The sequence below is a fragment of the Kitasatospora sp. NPDC059722 genome (assembly GCF_042733235.1).
Lineage (GTDB): Bacteria > Actinomycetota > Actinomycetes > Streptomycetales > Streptomycetaceae > Kitasatospora.
This window is the reverse complement of record NZ_JBHWGD010000012.1, coordinates 162,077-174,858: the sequence shown is the minus strand read 5'-3', so window position 1 is coordinate 174,858 and position 12,782 is coordinate 162,077. Positions and strand designations below refer to the sequence as shown.

9 protein-coding genes and 2 rRNA genes are annotated in these 12,782 nt (G+C 72.4%); 5 read left to right on the top strand and 6 right to left on the bottom strand.

Annotated elements, in window-relative coordinates; all coding sequences use genetic code 11:
• A 23S ribosomal RNA gene (locus ACFV4F_RS10915) occupies window positions 1–1,396 on the top strand; the annotation flags it as partial.
• A gap of 71 nt (window positions 1,397–1,467) precedes the next feature.
• A 5S ribosomal RNA gene (gene rrf / locus ACFV4F_RS10910) occupies window positions 1,468–1,584 on the top strand.
• Window positions 1,585–1,660: 76 nt separating this feature from the next.
• Here the strand turns inward: rrf and ACFV4F_RS10905 are convergent.
• The 6 genes from ACFV4F_RS10905 to ACFV4F_RS10880 all read right to left on the bottom strand — a co-directional run bounded on the left by ACFV4F_RS10905 (window position 1,661) and on the right by ACFV4F_RS10880 (window position 7,725).
• Window positions 1,661–2,167: a GNAT family N-acetyltransferase gene (locus tag ACFV4F_RS10905; RefSeq protein ID WP_380435445.1), complete on the bottom strand. Its 507-nt coding sequence runs from the start codon at window positions 2,165–2,167 to the stop codon at window positions 1,661–1,663.
• 105 nt (window positions 2,168–2,272) lie between these two features.
• Window positions 2,273–3,583: a DUF58 domain-containing protein gene (locus ACFV4F_RS10900; RefSeq protein ID WP_380501607.1), complete on the bottom strand. Its 1,311-nt coding sequence runs from the start codon at window positions 3,581–3,583 to the stop codon at window positions 2,273–2,275.
• A gap of 41 nt (window positions 3,584–3,624) precedes the next feature.
• On the bottom strand, window positions 3,625–4,572 hold the full coding sequence (locus ACFV4F_RS10895) for an AAA family ATPase (protein WP_380435454.1): 948 nt from the start codon (window positions 4,570–4,572) through the stop codon (window positions 3,625–3,627).
• 65 nt (window positions 4,573–4,637) lie between these two features.
• Window positions 4,638–5,855, bottom strand: coding sequence for a DUF4350 domain-containing protein (locus tag ACFV4F_RS10890; protein WP_380501605.1), 1,218 nt, complete (start codon window positions 5,853–5,855; stop codon window positions 4,638–4,640).
• Window positions 5,852–6,523 (bottom strand): DUF4129 domain-containing protein, encoded by a 672-nt coding sequence (locus ACFV4F_RS10885; RefSeq protein WP_380435442.1) that lies wholly within the window; start codon window positions 6,521–6,523, stop codon window positions 5,852–5,854. Before ACFV4F_RS10885 ends, ACFV4F_RS10890 begins: the two co-directional genes overlap by 4 nt.
• 5 nt (window positions 6,524–6,528) lie before the next feature.
• On the bottom strand, window positions 6,529–7,725 hold the full coding sequence (locus ACFV4F_RS10880) for a hypothetical protein (RefSeq protein WP_380501603.1): 1,197 nt from the start codon (window positions 7,723–7,725) through the stop codon (window positions 6,529–6,531).
• A 287-nt stretch (window positions 7,726–8,012) separates the two neighbouring features.
• Here ACFV4F_RS10880 and mtrA point away from each other — a divergent pair, with 287 nt between their 5' ends.
• Genes mtrA through ACFV4F_RS10865 form a run of 3 tightly spaced genes read left to right on the top strand, consistent with a single transcriptional unit; the run spans window position 8,013 to window position 12,634 of the window.
• Window positions 8,013–8,690, top strand: coding sequence for an MtrAB system response regulator MtrA (gene mtrA, locus ACFV4F_RS10875; protein ID WP_030061806.1), 678 nt, complete (start codon window positions 8,013–8,015; stop codon window positions 8,688–8,690).
• A 1-nt stretch (window position 8,691) separates the two neighbouring features.
• Window positions 8,692–10,809, top strand: a complete 2,118-nt coding sequence (gene mtrB / locus ACFV4F_RS10870; protein WP_380501601.1) for an MtrAB system histidine kinase MtrB — start codon at window positions 8,692–8,694, stop codon at window positions 10,807–10,809.
• On the top strand, window positions 10,784–12,634 hold the full coding sequence (locus ACFV4F_RS10865; RefSeq protein WP_380501599.1) for an LpqB family beta-propeller domain-containing protein: 1,851 nt from the start codon (window positions 10,784–10,786) through the stop codon (window positions 12,632–12,634). The genes mtrB and ACFV4F_RS10865 overlap by 26 nt, the downstream gene beginning before the upstream one ends.
• Window positions 12,635–12,782 lie beyond the last annotated feature (148 nt).

Below are 12,782 nucleotides of genomic sequence, written 5' to 3'. Positions count from 1 at the left end.
AAGGCTGAGACCTGATGCCGAGCCGATTGTGGTGAAGTGGATGATCCTATGCTGTCGAGAAAAGCCTCTAGCGAGTTTCATGGCGGCCCGTACCCCAAACCGACTCAGGTGGTCAGGTAGAGAATACCGAGGCGTTCGGGTGAACTATGGTTAAGGAACTCGGCAAAATGCCCCCGTAACTTCGGGAGAAGGGGGGCCATTCCTGGTGATGGGTCTTGCACCTTGAGCTGGGGGTGGCCGCAGAGACCAGCGAGAAGCGACTGTTTACTAAAAACACAGGTCCGTGCGAAGCCGTAAGGCGATGTATACGGACTGACGCCTGCCCGGTGCTGGAACGTTAAGGGGACCGGTTAGCTTGGATTCGTCCAGGCGAAGCTGAGAACTTAAGCGCCAGTAAACGGCGGTGGTAACTATAACCATCCTAAGGTAGCGAAATTCCTTGTCGGGTAAGTTCCGACCTGCACGAATGGCGTAACGACTTCTCGACTGTCTCAACCATAGGCCCGGTGAAATTGCATTACGAGTAAAGATGCTCGTTTCGCGCAGCAGGACGGAAAGACCCCGGGACCTTTACTATAGCTTGATATTGGTGTTCGGTTCGGCTTGTGTAGGATAGGTGGGAGACTGTGAAGCAGCAACGCCAGTTGTTGTGGAGTCGCCGTTGAAATACCACTCTGGTCGTGCTGGATGTCTAACCTGGGTCCGTGATCCGGATCAGGGACAGTGTCTGGTGGGTAGTTTAACTGGGGCGGTTGCCTCCTAAAGGGTAACGGAGGCGCCCAAAGGTTCCCTCAGCCTGGTTGGCAATCAGGTGTTGAGTGTAAGTGCACAAGGGAGCTTGACTGTGAGACTGACGGGTCGAGCAGGTACGAAAGTAGGGACTAGTGATCCGGCGGTGGCTTGTGGAAGCGCCGTCGCTCAACGGATAAAAGGTACCCCGGGGATAACAGGCTGATCTTCCCCAAGAGTCCATATCGACGGGATGGTTTGGCACCTCGATGTCGGCTCGTCGCATCCTGGGGCTGGAGTAGGTCCCAAGGGTTGGGCTGTTCGCCCATTAAAGCGGTACGCGAGCTGGGTTTAGAACGTCGTGAGACAGTTCGGTCCCTATCCGCTGTGCGCGTAGGAGTGTTGAGAAGGGCTGTCCCTAGTACGAGAGGACCGGGACGGACGAACCTCTGGTGTGCCAGTTGTTCTGCCAAGGGCATGGCTGGTTGGCTACGTTCGGGAGGGATAACCGCTGAAAGCATCTAAGCGGGAAGCCTGCTTCGAGATGAGCACTCCCACCTCCTTGAGAGGGTAAGGCTCCCAGTAGACGACTGGGTTGATAGGCCGGATATGGAAGCCCTGTAAGGGGTGGAGTTGACCGGTACTAATAGGCCGAGGGCTTGTCCTCAGTTGCTCGCGTCCACTGTGTTGTTCTGAAACAACGACCGCCTTGCCGGCGGGTCGACAGTTTCATAGTGTTTCGGTGGTCATAGCGTGAGGGAAACGCCCGGTTACATTCCGAACCCGGAAGCTAAGCCTCACAGCGCCGATGGTACTGCAGGGGGGACCCTGTGGGAGAGTAGGACGCCGCCGAACAATCATTCAAGAAAAGCCCCTGATCCATTCGGATCAGGGGCTTTTCGCATGTCCGGGGACTTTTCCGGGACGTTTTTTATGGCTGCTGGATGACGTCGCGTTGGTACCAGGTGCCTGTCTTTCCGCCCAGGTCCGCCGGGCCGGCCGGTCCGACCGGGACGAATCCGGCTTTCGTCAGGACCTTCTGCGACGCGGTGTTCTCGTGTGAGGTGGCCGCCCGCAGTGTCCGCAGCCCGTACTGTGACGCCGCCAGTCGGCACAGCGTCAGCACCGTGGCCGTCGCCAGGCCGCGGCCGGCGGCGTGCCGGGCGACCCGGTAGCCGAGCTCTGCCGAGTGCTCCTCGTGCTCGATGTCGACCAGGTTGAACCTGCCGAGGACCGACCCGTCCTCGGCGAGGAGCACGTGGAACGCGCAGAGGCCGGATTCCTGTTCCGCCAGCAAGGCGCTGTAGCGGGCGGTGAATTGATCGAAGAAGTCGTCGCCGCGGTCGGAGATCGACGCCGCGAAGTAGGCGCGGTTCGCCAGCTCGAAGGCCAGGACGGCGGGGGAGTGTTCGGCGTGCAGCCGCTTCAGCTCGGGCATCGCCCGACTCTATGCGTCCGGGGCGTCCGTGCCACCCGGGTTTCCGCCGGGTCCGGAGCCGGAGCCGGAGCCGCGACCGGACCGCGACCGGGTCCGGGTCCGGGCTCAGAGGCGTCCGGCGGCCTTGAGGGCGAGGTAGGTGTCGGCGAGGGCCGGGGAGATCCTGCTCGGCTGGGCGTCGAGGACGGTGACGCCGTGTCGGGTGAGGCGGTCGGCGGTGCGGCGGCGGTCGGCGCGGGTCTGCTCCGCGGCGGCGGCGCCGTAGACGGCCTCGACGGTGCCGCGGCCGGCGGCGAGTTCGTCGAGACGGGGGTCGGCGACCGAGGCGAGCACCACCTCGTGGCGCTTCACGAGCTGCGGAAGCAGCGGGAGGAGACCCTCTTCGACCGGGCCCGCGTCGAGGCCGGTCAGCAGGACGATCAGGGAGCGGTGCGGTGCCATCCGCAGTGCGGTGGCGACCAGCGAGCGCATGTCGGTCTCGTAGAGCGCGGGTTCCAGGTAGGCCATGGCGTTGGTGAACGCGGGCAGGACCTCGCTGGGGGAGCGTCCGGCGACGGCGACGCGCGGGCGGAGGTCGTGGGCGAGCAGGTCGACGCGGTCGCCGGCGCGGGTGGCGAGTGCCGTGAGCAGGAGGGCGGCGTCGAGCGAGGCGTCCAGGCGCGGGGCGTCGCCGACGCGGCCGGCGGAGGTGCGGCCGGTGTCGAGGACGATCAGGATGTGGCGGTCGCGTTCGGGGCGCCAGGTGCGGACGGCGACGGTGTGGCGGCGGGCGCTGGCGCGCCAGTCGATGGAGCGGACGTCGTCGCCGGGCAGGTACTCGCGCAGGGAGTCGAACTCGGTGCCCTGGCCGCGGGTCAGCACCGAGGTGCGGCCGTCGAGTTCGCGCAGGCGGGCGAGCCGGGAGGGCAGGTGCTTGCGGCCGGCGAAGGGCGGCAGCGCGCGGACCGTCCAGGGGGCGAGGTGCGAGCTCTGACGGCCGGCCAGGCCGAGCGGGCCGAGGGAACGGATCGTCACCCGGTGGGCGTGGTGGTCGCCGCGGCGGGTCGGCACGAGGACGGTGGTGGCGCGGCGCCGTTCACCGCCGGGGACGGTCAGGGTGTGCCGGGAGGCGGCGCCGGCCGTGCCGGGGCGCCAGGCGGACGGCGCCCAGGCGTCGCGGATCCGGGCCCGGAGGGGGCGGCCGGAGGGGTTGGTGACGGTCAGTTCGACCGGTGCCGGCTCGCCGAGGCGGACCGTGGTGGCGCCGCCGCGGCCGAGCCGGAGGCTGCGGACGGGGGCGGCGAGCACCAGGTCGGCGACGACGGCGAGCAGGACGGCGCCGGTGACGACGCCGATCCCGGTCCAGGACGGCAGCAGCAGGCCCACGACGAGCGCGCCGATCGCGGCGAGCAGGGCGGTTCGCCCGGTGAGGGCCATGCGGTGCGCTCCTTCGGGTACCCGGTGCGGGCGGGGTGGCTCTAGCGGGGGGCCGGCGTCTGGGCGAGGACGGCCTGGATGACGGAGTCGGCGGTGACGCCCTCCATCTCGGCCTCGGCGCGCAGCGCGACGCGGTGCCGCAGGGTGGGCAGGGCGAGTGCCTTGACGTCGTCCGGGGTGACGTAGTCGCGTCCGGCCAGCCAGGCCCACGCCCGGGAGGCGGCCAGCAGGGCCGTGGCGCCGCGGGGGGAGACGCCCATGGACAGGGACGGGGACTGCCGGGTGGCCCGGCAGAGGTCGACGATGTAGGCGAGGACCTCGGGGGAGACGGTCAGCTCGGCGATCTGCTCGCGCGCGGCGGCGAGGTGCTCGGGCCCGGCGACCGGGCGGACGCCGGCGGCGGCGAGGTCGCGCGGGTCGAAGCCGGCGGCGTGCCGCGAGAGGACCTGGAACTCCTGGTCGCGGTCGGGCAGCGGCAGGATCAGCTTGAGCAGGAAGCGGTCGAGCTGGGCCTCGGGCAGCGGGTAGGTGCCCTCGTACTCGACCGGGTTCTGCGTCGCGGCGACGAGGAACGGGACGGGCAGCGCGCGCGGTTCGCCGTCGACGGTGACCTGGCGCTCCTCCATGGCCTCCAGCAGGGCGGCCTGGGTCTTGGGCGGGGTGCGGTTGATCTCGTCGGCGAGCAGGAGGTTGGTGAAGACCGGGCCGGGCTGGAAGGAGAACTCGGCGGTGCGGGCGTCGTAGACCAGCGAGCCGGTGACGTCGCCGGGCATCAGGTCGGGGGTGAACTGGATGCGCTTGGTCTCCAGGCTGAGTGCGGTGGAGAGGGTGCGGACCAGCAGGGTCTTGGCGACTCCGGGGACGCCCTCCAGCAGGACGTGGCCGCCGCAGAGCAGGGCCACGACGAGGCCGGTGACGGCGGCGTCCTGGCCGACCACGGCCTTGCCGATCTCCGTGCGCAGGGCGGTCAGGGCCTGGCGCGGGTCGATGGTGGCGCCGGGGGTGGCGGGTGCCGTGCCGGAGGTGGGGTGGAGCTGGGCGGTGGCCTGTTCGGTCACGGCTTCCGTACCTGCCTTTCGAGGGCGTCGAGGTCGTCGGCGAGCCGCAGCAGCGCGGCGTCGTCGGTCGGGTCGGGGCCGTAGAGGAGGGCCCGCACGTCCCCGGCGGGGCGCGTGGTGAGGCGGACGGCGACGGCCGCGCAGAGTGCCTCGGGGTCGGGTGCGCCGGCGCTGAGCGGGACGCCCAGGGCGGGGGCGAGGCGGTGGGCGGCGGCCCGGCGCAGGGCGTCGGCGGCGCGACCGCGCGCCTTGGCCCGGTGGTAGAGGCGGGCGCGGCCCTCGGTGGTCTCGGCGGCGCGGACCACGACGGGCAGGTTCTCGCTGATCACCGGGCCGAGGCGGCGGGCGCGCCAGAGCGCGGCCAGGGCGGCGGCGATCGCGAGCTGCAGGGTGGCCCAGTGCCAGCCGGCCGGGATGAGGTCGGTGAAGCTGCGGCGGTCGGTGGTGTCGGCGGTCGGCGAGCTGTAGTCGGGCAGGTGCCAGGTGAGGTGCGGCTGGGAACCGAGGAGGCCGAGGGCGAGGGAGGCGTTGCCGTCCTTGCCGAGCAGGTGGTTCTGCAGGAGGTCGGCGCTGCCGAGGACGATCGCGTCGCCGCTGGGGGTCGGGGCGCTGACCAGGGGGAATCCGTGGTTGCGCGGGTAGCAGCCGGTGCCGCGGCTGCCGCTGGTGTAGACGAAGCCGCCGATGCCGACGCTTCCGGCCCGCTCGGCCTCGGGGAGGTCGCAGCCCGGGTCGGTGCTGCGGACGGTGGCCCAGGCCGGGGCGCCGCGCTCGTCGCCCGCGCGGACGCCGGGGACGAGGGCGCTGAGGGCGGCCGGGCCGGGGGCTATGAGGACGAGCCGCTTGTGCCGGGCGGCGGCGATGGCGTGGAGCTGGTCGGCGTCGAGCAGGTCGGGCTCGGGGATGACGAGGGTGTCGTCGCCGGTGGGGCGGACGGTGGGATCGCCGGTGAGCGTGGCGGTGACGCCGCGCTGTTCGAGCAGGGCCACGACGGCGTGGGCGCCGTCCCCGTCGTAGGAGCGCGGGTCGAGCGGCGGGTAGCGGCGGTCCTGGCTCAGACCCGCGATGACGACGGTGCCGGTGAGGAGGAAGGCGAGCGCCGCGAGGTACCAGCGGTAGCGGTGCCACAGGCCGCGGCCGGTGGGGGCCAGGCTGCTGGGGGCGTGAGCCGGTGCCGGCGGCTCGGTGGCGGGCGCGGGGGCGGTGGTCGTCATGCCGCGCCTCCCGGGGCCGGGTCGAGGGTCGGGCGGGTGCGTTCCAGCGCCCGGTCGAGGTCGTGGAGCGACTGGTAGGCGGCCTGGTCGGCGGTGCGCTCGCCGAAGGCGATGTCGTCGAAGGAGCGGGCGGCGGCGGCCAGCGCGGCGGCGTGTTCGGGCAGGGCCCGGCCGGCCTCGGCGGCGGCCTCGTCGGCGGTGCGGCCGGGGCGGGCGTCGAGGACGGTGCGCTCCTCCAGGGCACGGACGAGGGCCCGCATCTGCTCGCGGACGGCGTCGGCCCACTGCCCCGCGGCGGCGTGGCGTTCGGCGTCGGCCCGGTGCTGGGCGGCGGTGCGCGGACCGGTCGTGCCGTACACGTCCAGGGCGGTGCGGGCGGCCCGCTTGGGTGCGCCGAGGCGCCACCACAGCGCGGCGGCGACCAGGACGGCGACGATCAGGAAGAAGACCAGGCCGGTGGTGCCGCTCGTACCGTTCCCGGAGATGGCGTCGAGCGCGTCGGAGAGGTGCTGGTTCAGCCAGTCCAGGACCCGCTTCACGAGGCTCGGGTCGTGCCGGTGGTAGTCGGCGTCGAGCAGTTCGTCGCGGGCGGCGTCGCGGGCCGGGTCACGCGGGACCGTGACCGGGGCGCCGCCCGCGGCGAGGAGCCTCTCCCCCCAGATCGGCATCCGGCTCAGAGCCTCGTCGGGTCGGCGCCGGCCTGGCCGCCCCAGCCGGTGCCGCCGTCCTCGGGCAGGCCGGCGGCGCGGGCGAGCTCGATGTCGAGGGCCTCGCGGCGGATCCGCTGGTCGACGTAGAGGAGAACGCCGATGCCCGCGGTGAAGGGCACGGTGAGGGTGGAGGCGATGACGCCGGCGATCGCCGTGGCGATCAGGAGGGCGACCGGCTGCTGCGTGGCGCCGCCGCTCTCCATCTGCTGCTGGAGGTCGCCGAGGCCGAGCACCAGGCCGATGACCGTGAACGGGACCGCGATGATCCCCGAGACGATGAAGGCGATGATCTGGCTGAGCACGGTGATGCCGCAGATCCGCCACCACGAGCCGCGCACGAGCCGGCGGGAGCGCGAGAGCGCCGTGATGACGCCCTGCTTCTCCAGCATCAGGGCGGGCGCGGCGAGGCTGAGCTGGATCCAGAGCCAGACCACGACGGGCAGGCTGAGCAGGCCGACGATCACCAGCAGCCCGACGATCGCGGGCGAGGCCGCACCGGCCGCCGCGTAGCCGATCAGCGGGCCGAAGCCGAGCACCATGACGCCGCCGGTGATCAGCCCCGTCAGCAGCGTGAGGCCGAGCAGCTGGAGCAACTGGGCGCGGGCGCCGCGCCAGGCCTCCCGGATGGTGACGCTCTGGCCGAGGATCGCGCGGCTGACCACCACGGTGAGCAGGGCGGTCGCGATGACGCCGAGCAGCAGGTTGAGCGGCAGGCTGGCGAGCACGACGAGGACGGCGGTGAAGTCGCCGGTCTTGCCGCCGACCAGCAGCTGGGCGCCGACGCCGCCGACCTGCTGGAGCACGGCGATGCCCAGCGACAGGCCGAGCGCGGTGCGCCAGTGCTTGCGGATGGTGGAGACGGAGCCGTCGAGGAGCTCGCCGAGGCCGAGCGGGCGCAGCGGGATGACGCCGGGCTTGGGGCTCGGCGGGGCGCCCCAGCCGTAGGGGCCGTACGGGCCCTGCGGGCCGGGCGGCGGGCCGCCCCAGCCGTTGCGGGCGGGCGGGACCTGCAGGCCGCCCCAGGCGGGCGGCGGGACGGGGGCGCCCTGGGGCGGTGCCGACGGCCCGGGCACGCCGGCGGGAGCGTCGGCCGGGGGCCGGGCGTCGTCGCGGGGTGGCTCGGACGAGCCGGGCGAGGCCCAGCCCGGAGTGTCGGTCATCACTGCTCCTCGGAGGGCGTCCTGGGGGCGCGGTGCCGGGTGGATCTTCCACCCGCGCGCAGGCCCATCGTGCCATGGGGCGCCGACAGGCCCCAGGGGTATCCGGTCGCGGAACGGATACGGGGGCGTGACGGGGGTCCGGGCACGGCTCCGGGACGGTTCGGAGACGCTCCACCGGGGGGCATTCGCCCGGTATGGCCGGAATTCCCGGCTGGTCGAGTTGGCCGTTGTGGAGCATTGGCACTGCTGTGCGGCAGGTCACAATCCGGTAATGAGAGGATGGAGCCATGAAGGGACGCGTCCTCGTCGTTGATGACGACTCCGCACTGGCCGAGATGCTCGGCATCGTGTTGCGTGGTGAGGGTTTTGAGCCGTTTTTCGTCGCAGACGGGGACAAGGCACTAGCCGCGTTCCGGGAGACCAAGCCCGACCTCGTGCTGCTCGACCTGATGCTGCCCGGCCGGGACGGCATCGACGTCTGCCGCCAGATCCGTGCCGAGTCCGGGATCCCGATCGTCATGCTGACCGCGAAGACCGACACGGTCGACGTCGTGGTGGGCCTGGAGTCGGGTGCCGACGACTACGTCACGAAGCCGTTCAAGCCCAAGGAGCTGGTGGCCCGGGTGCGTGCCCGGCTGCGCCGCGCCGAGGAGCCCACGCCCGAGCAGCTGACCATAGGCGACCTGGTGATCGACGTGGCCGGTCACTCGGTGAAGCGGGACGGCCGGGGCATCCCGCTGACCCCGCTGGAGTTCGACCTGCTGGTGGCGCTGGCCCGCAAGCCGTGGCAGGTGTTCACCCGCGAGGTGCTGCTGGAGCAGGTCTGGGGCTACCGCCACGCGGCGGACACCCGGCTCGTCAACGTCCACGTGCAGCGCCTGCGGTCGAAGATCGAGAAGGACCCGGAGCGCCCCGAGATCGTGGTGACCGTCCGCGGCGTCGGCTACAAGGCCGGACCCAGCTGACGTGACGCACCGGGCTGACGAGTCCCAGTCGGGTTCCGCGACCGACGGGGCGGGCGCCGTGCGCGGGGACGTGCTGAGTTCGACCACCCTCCGCCGGCGTGGCCCGGCCGCGATGCTCGCGTTGGTGACCCGTCAGCTGCGCCGGCCCGCGCACCGGGTGACGGCGCTGTACCGCCGCTCGATCCAGCTGCGCGTCGTCGCGGTGTCGCTGCTGGCGTCCATCGCGGTCGTGCTGGTGCTGGGCGTGGTCGTCGTGGCGCAGGTGCGCACCGGTCTGCTGGACACCAAGCTGGCGTCCGCGCGCGAGCAGGCGCGGATCGGCTTCCAGGCCGAGCTGAAGAAGATCGACGAGGCCAAGGACCAGCGGATGCGGGTCGGCGCGACGGCTGATCCGAGCACCGACGAGGTCGGGTCCTGGCTGCTGCGGCAGGTCAACGACCTGGCCGCGAGCGGGCAGACGGTCTACTCGGTGATCGCGACGATGCCCGGCACCGGCCAGACCGTGCTGCCGGACGCGGTGGGCTTCGGCCCGCGCTACTCGGGCGACATCCTGCCGATCAGCGTGCCCGACACGCTGCGGGCCAAGGTGTACGCCGAGCCCGGCCAGATGTTCGACCAGCCGACCCGGATCCACCGCTCCGCCGAGAGCGGCGGGCACACCGAGCCCGGGCTGGCGCTCGGCATGCAGTTCGACGGCCCGACCAACAACACGAGCTACCAGCTCTTCTACGTCTTCTCCTTCGGGCAGGAGACGGACACCCTCAACCTGGTCACCGGCACCCTGGCGACCGCCGGCGTGTTCGTCGTGATCCTCATGGGCGGCATCGCCTGGGTCGTGGTGCGCCAGGTGGTCACCCCGGTCCGGATGGCCGCCGGGATCTCCGAGCGGCTGGCCGACGGGCACCTGGAAGAGCGGATGAAGGTCACCGGCACCGACGACATCGCCCGCCTCGGCGAGTCGTACAACCGGATGGCCAACGCGCTCCAGGCGCAGATCCGGCAGCTGGAGGAGCTGTCCAGGGTGCAGCGGCGCTTCGTCTCGGACGTCTCGCACGAGCTGCGCACCCCGCTGACCACGGTCCGGATGGCCGCCGACCTGATCTACGACAGCCGCGAGGACCTGGACCCGATGGCGGCGCGCTCGGCCGAGCTGCTGCAGGGCCAGCTGGACCGCTTCGAGTCGCTGCTCGCCGACCTGCTGGAGATCAGCCGCTTCGACGCCGGCGCCGCGATCCTGGACGCCGAGCCGGTGGACCTGCGCGACATCGTCGCCCGCGTGGTGGAGGCCGCCGACCCGCTGGCCCAGGCCAAGGGCAGCGCCGTGGTGATCCGCGGCGACGGCGAGCCGGTGGTCGCCGAGGTGGACTCCCGCCGGATCGAGCGCATCCTGCGCAACCTGGTGGTCAACGCGCTGGAGCACGGCGAGGGCCGCGACGTCGTGGTCCGGCTGGGCTCGGCGGACGGCGCGGTCGCCGTCGGCGTGCGCGACTACGGCATCGGGCTCAAGCCGGGCGAGGCGTCCCGGGTGTTCCACCGCTTCTGGCGGGCCGACCCGTCCCGGGTGCGGACCACCGGCGGCACCGGCCTCGGCCTGTCGATCGCGGTGGAGGACGCGCACCTGCACGGTGGCTGGCTGCAGGCCTGGGGCGAGCCCGGCGGCGGCTCGCACTTCCGGCTCACGCTGCCGCGCACGCGCGGCGGGGAGATCAGCCGGGCGCCGTTCCGGCTGGAGCCGGAGGACTCGCGCAACAACCGGGGCCTCGGCACGTACGGGACGCCGTACCGGCGGGCGATCACCCCGGCCGGGGCGACGGCCCTCACCGCGGCCGAGGAGCAGGCCGAGACGCCGGACGCCGTCGGCAGCAGCCTGGGCAGCGGTCTCGGAGGGGTGCTGAACATCGGCCCGGGTCTCGGCAAGGCCCGGCTGCCGGAGGGGCCGCGCGCGGACCCGTCCGATGTGCGCGCGGCGGGGGCCGGCTACCTGGCCACCGGTGCCCAGGTCATGGTGGACCCCACGCCCGGACGGCCGTCGGTGGCGCAGCGCACGGCGGAGCCGGATCTGACGGGCGGGACGGACACGGAGGGGACGCAGCGTGCGAAGGACCAGCGGCAGGCCTGATCCGCGGCTCGCGGCGGTGGCCGGCGGGGTGTTCGTCGCCCTGCTGGCCGGCGGGTGCGCGGCCATGCCGGACTCGGGCGGCATCACCAAGGTCGAGCTCTCCCAGGGCTCGGCCGACAAGAACCTGCAGGTGCGGGTCTTCCCGGTGGGGCCCGCCAAGGGTGCCAAGCCGCAGGACCTGCTGGCCGGGTTCCTCGACGCGGTGACGGCCGACGAGGGCTACGACACGGCGCGCAAGTACCTCACCGAGGAGGCCGCCGCGGCCTGGAACCCGGACGCGGGCATCACGGTGCTCTCGGCCACCATTCCGCCGGCCGGTGCGGACCTCCCGGAGGCGGACATCAGCACCACGCTGTCCATCACCGGGCAGGTCGTCGCGGACGTCGACCCCAGGCACACCTACGAGCTGGTGACGGGGCAGAGCACGAAGTCGTCCGACTTCACCTTCCTGCGCCAGAAGGACGGGGAGTGGCGCATCGACAAGCTGCCGCCCGGTCTGATCATGAACGAGACCAACTTCCGCAACAGCTACCGCCAGGTGGACCGGTACTTCTACACCGCGCCCGACCCGTCGGCGGCGGGCTTCGGGCCGGCCCCGGACGTGCTGGTCGCCGACCCGATCTACCTGCGGCGGCGGACGGACCCGCTGACGGCGGCCGCCAAGGCGCTGGTCGGCGGGCCGTCGGCCTGGCTCGGACCGGCCGTGCGGACGGCCTTCCCCGGCGGAGCGAGCATCGACCGGGTCGGCGTCGACGACAGCCGTGTCGCCCACGTGCAGCTCGGCGGTGCCGACCTCGCCGACACGGTGTCCTGCCGGCGGATGGCGACCCAGCTCTTCTACACCCTCGCCGAGCAGGGGAAGGGGCAGGTCGAGAGGGTGGAGCTGAAGGGGCAGCGGGGCGGTTGCACGGCCGGTCGCAACGATTCGCCGTCCACCGGCCCCGGGGCGCTGTCCGGGTCGGACGGCGCGCAGCAGTACCTCCAGCGCAATGACAACGGCGCCCTGATGCTGGTCAACGACACCACCACCAGCTCCGTGCGCGGCGTGCTCGGCAAGCCGCAGCCGGCCGGCAAGACCCCGCTCGGCCCCGTCGCCGTCCGCCGGGACGGCTCCCAGGCCGCGGTGCTCGGCCGCGACCACCACCAGCTCTACTCGGTGCCGCTGTCCGACAACGCGGTCGCGCTGCCCGAACCGGTGCTGACCTCGGCGCACACCGGCGACGACGGGCTGGCCTCGCCCAGCTGGGACGGCCGCGGCGACCTCTGGGTGGTGGACCGCAGCCCGGAGGACCCGCGCGTGGTGATGGTCCGCGGCAACCGGACGTACACCGTTCCGGTCGAGAAGCTGAACGGGCAGAGCGTGCAGATGCTCCGGGTCTCCTCGGACGGTGCCCGGATCGCCCTCGTGGTGAAGGGGCCGAGCTCGTCCAGCCGGTCTCTGATGTTCGGCGCGATCGTGCACGGCGGCACCCCGGAGGCGCCGACCGTGCGGATCGTCGGGCTGCACACGGCGGCCCCGGCGATCACCGACGTCGCGTCGCTGTCCTGGGCGGAGTCCGACCAGCTGCTGGTGCTGGGCAAGGAGGCCGACCGCCTCCCGCAGCTGCACTACATCAGCACCGACGGCTCGCCGAGCACCGACGCCCCGGCGCAGGGCGGCGAGGGCATGGCGACCGCCGAGGCCTCGGAGTCCCGGGCGAACGGGCTGACTCCGCCGGTGCTGGCGCTGCAGGCCACCGAGGGCCGGATCTACCGGCTGACCAACAGTCAGTGGCGGGAAGTCACGCTGTCGGACCGGGCGAGCGCCTTCTTCTACCCGGGCTGAGCCCCCCGGGCCGCCGCCGCCGGGCGGGCCTCAGAGCGGGCCCTCCCGGGCGCGCAGCGGGGGGGGCGCCCCCCCCGGGGGCGCCGCGCCGGCCGCCCGACCCGCCGCGGCCCGAGCCCGCGCCGCCGCGGCGCGACTCGCACCCGTG

Coding starts and splice junctions, on each gene's coding strand:
- ACFV4F_RS10885 (WP_380435442.1), bottom strand. CDS start 6,523: ATGCCGATCTGGGGGGAGAGGCTCCTCGCCGCGGGCGGCGCCCCGGTC.
- ACFV4F_RS10905 (WP_380435445.1), bottom strand. CDS start 2,167: ATGCCCGAGCTGAAGCGGCTGCACGCCGAACACTCCCCCGCCGTCCTG.
- mtrA (WP_030061806.1), top strand. CDS start 8,013: ATGAAGGGACGCGTCCTCGTCGTTGATGACGACTCCGCACTGGCCGAG.
- ACFV4F_RS10890 (WP_380501605.1), bottom strand. CDS start 5,855: ATGACGACCACCGCCCCCGCGCCCGCCACCGAGCCGCCGGCACCGGCT.
- ACFV4F_RS10880 (WP_380501603.1), bottom strand. CDS start 7,725: ATGACCGACACTCCGGGCTGGGCCTCGCCCGGCTCGTCCGAGCCACCC.
- ACFV4F_RS10900 (WP_380501607.1), bottom strand. CDS start 3,583: ATGGCCCTCACCGGGCGAACCGCCCTGCTCGCCGCGATCGGCGCGCTC.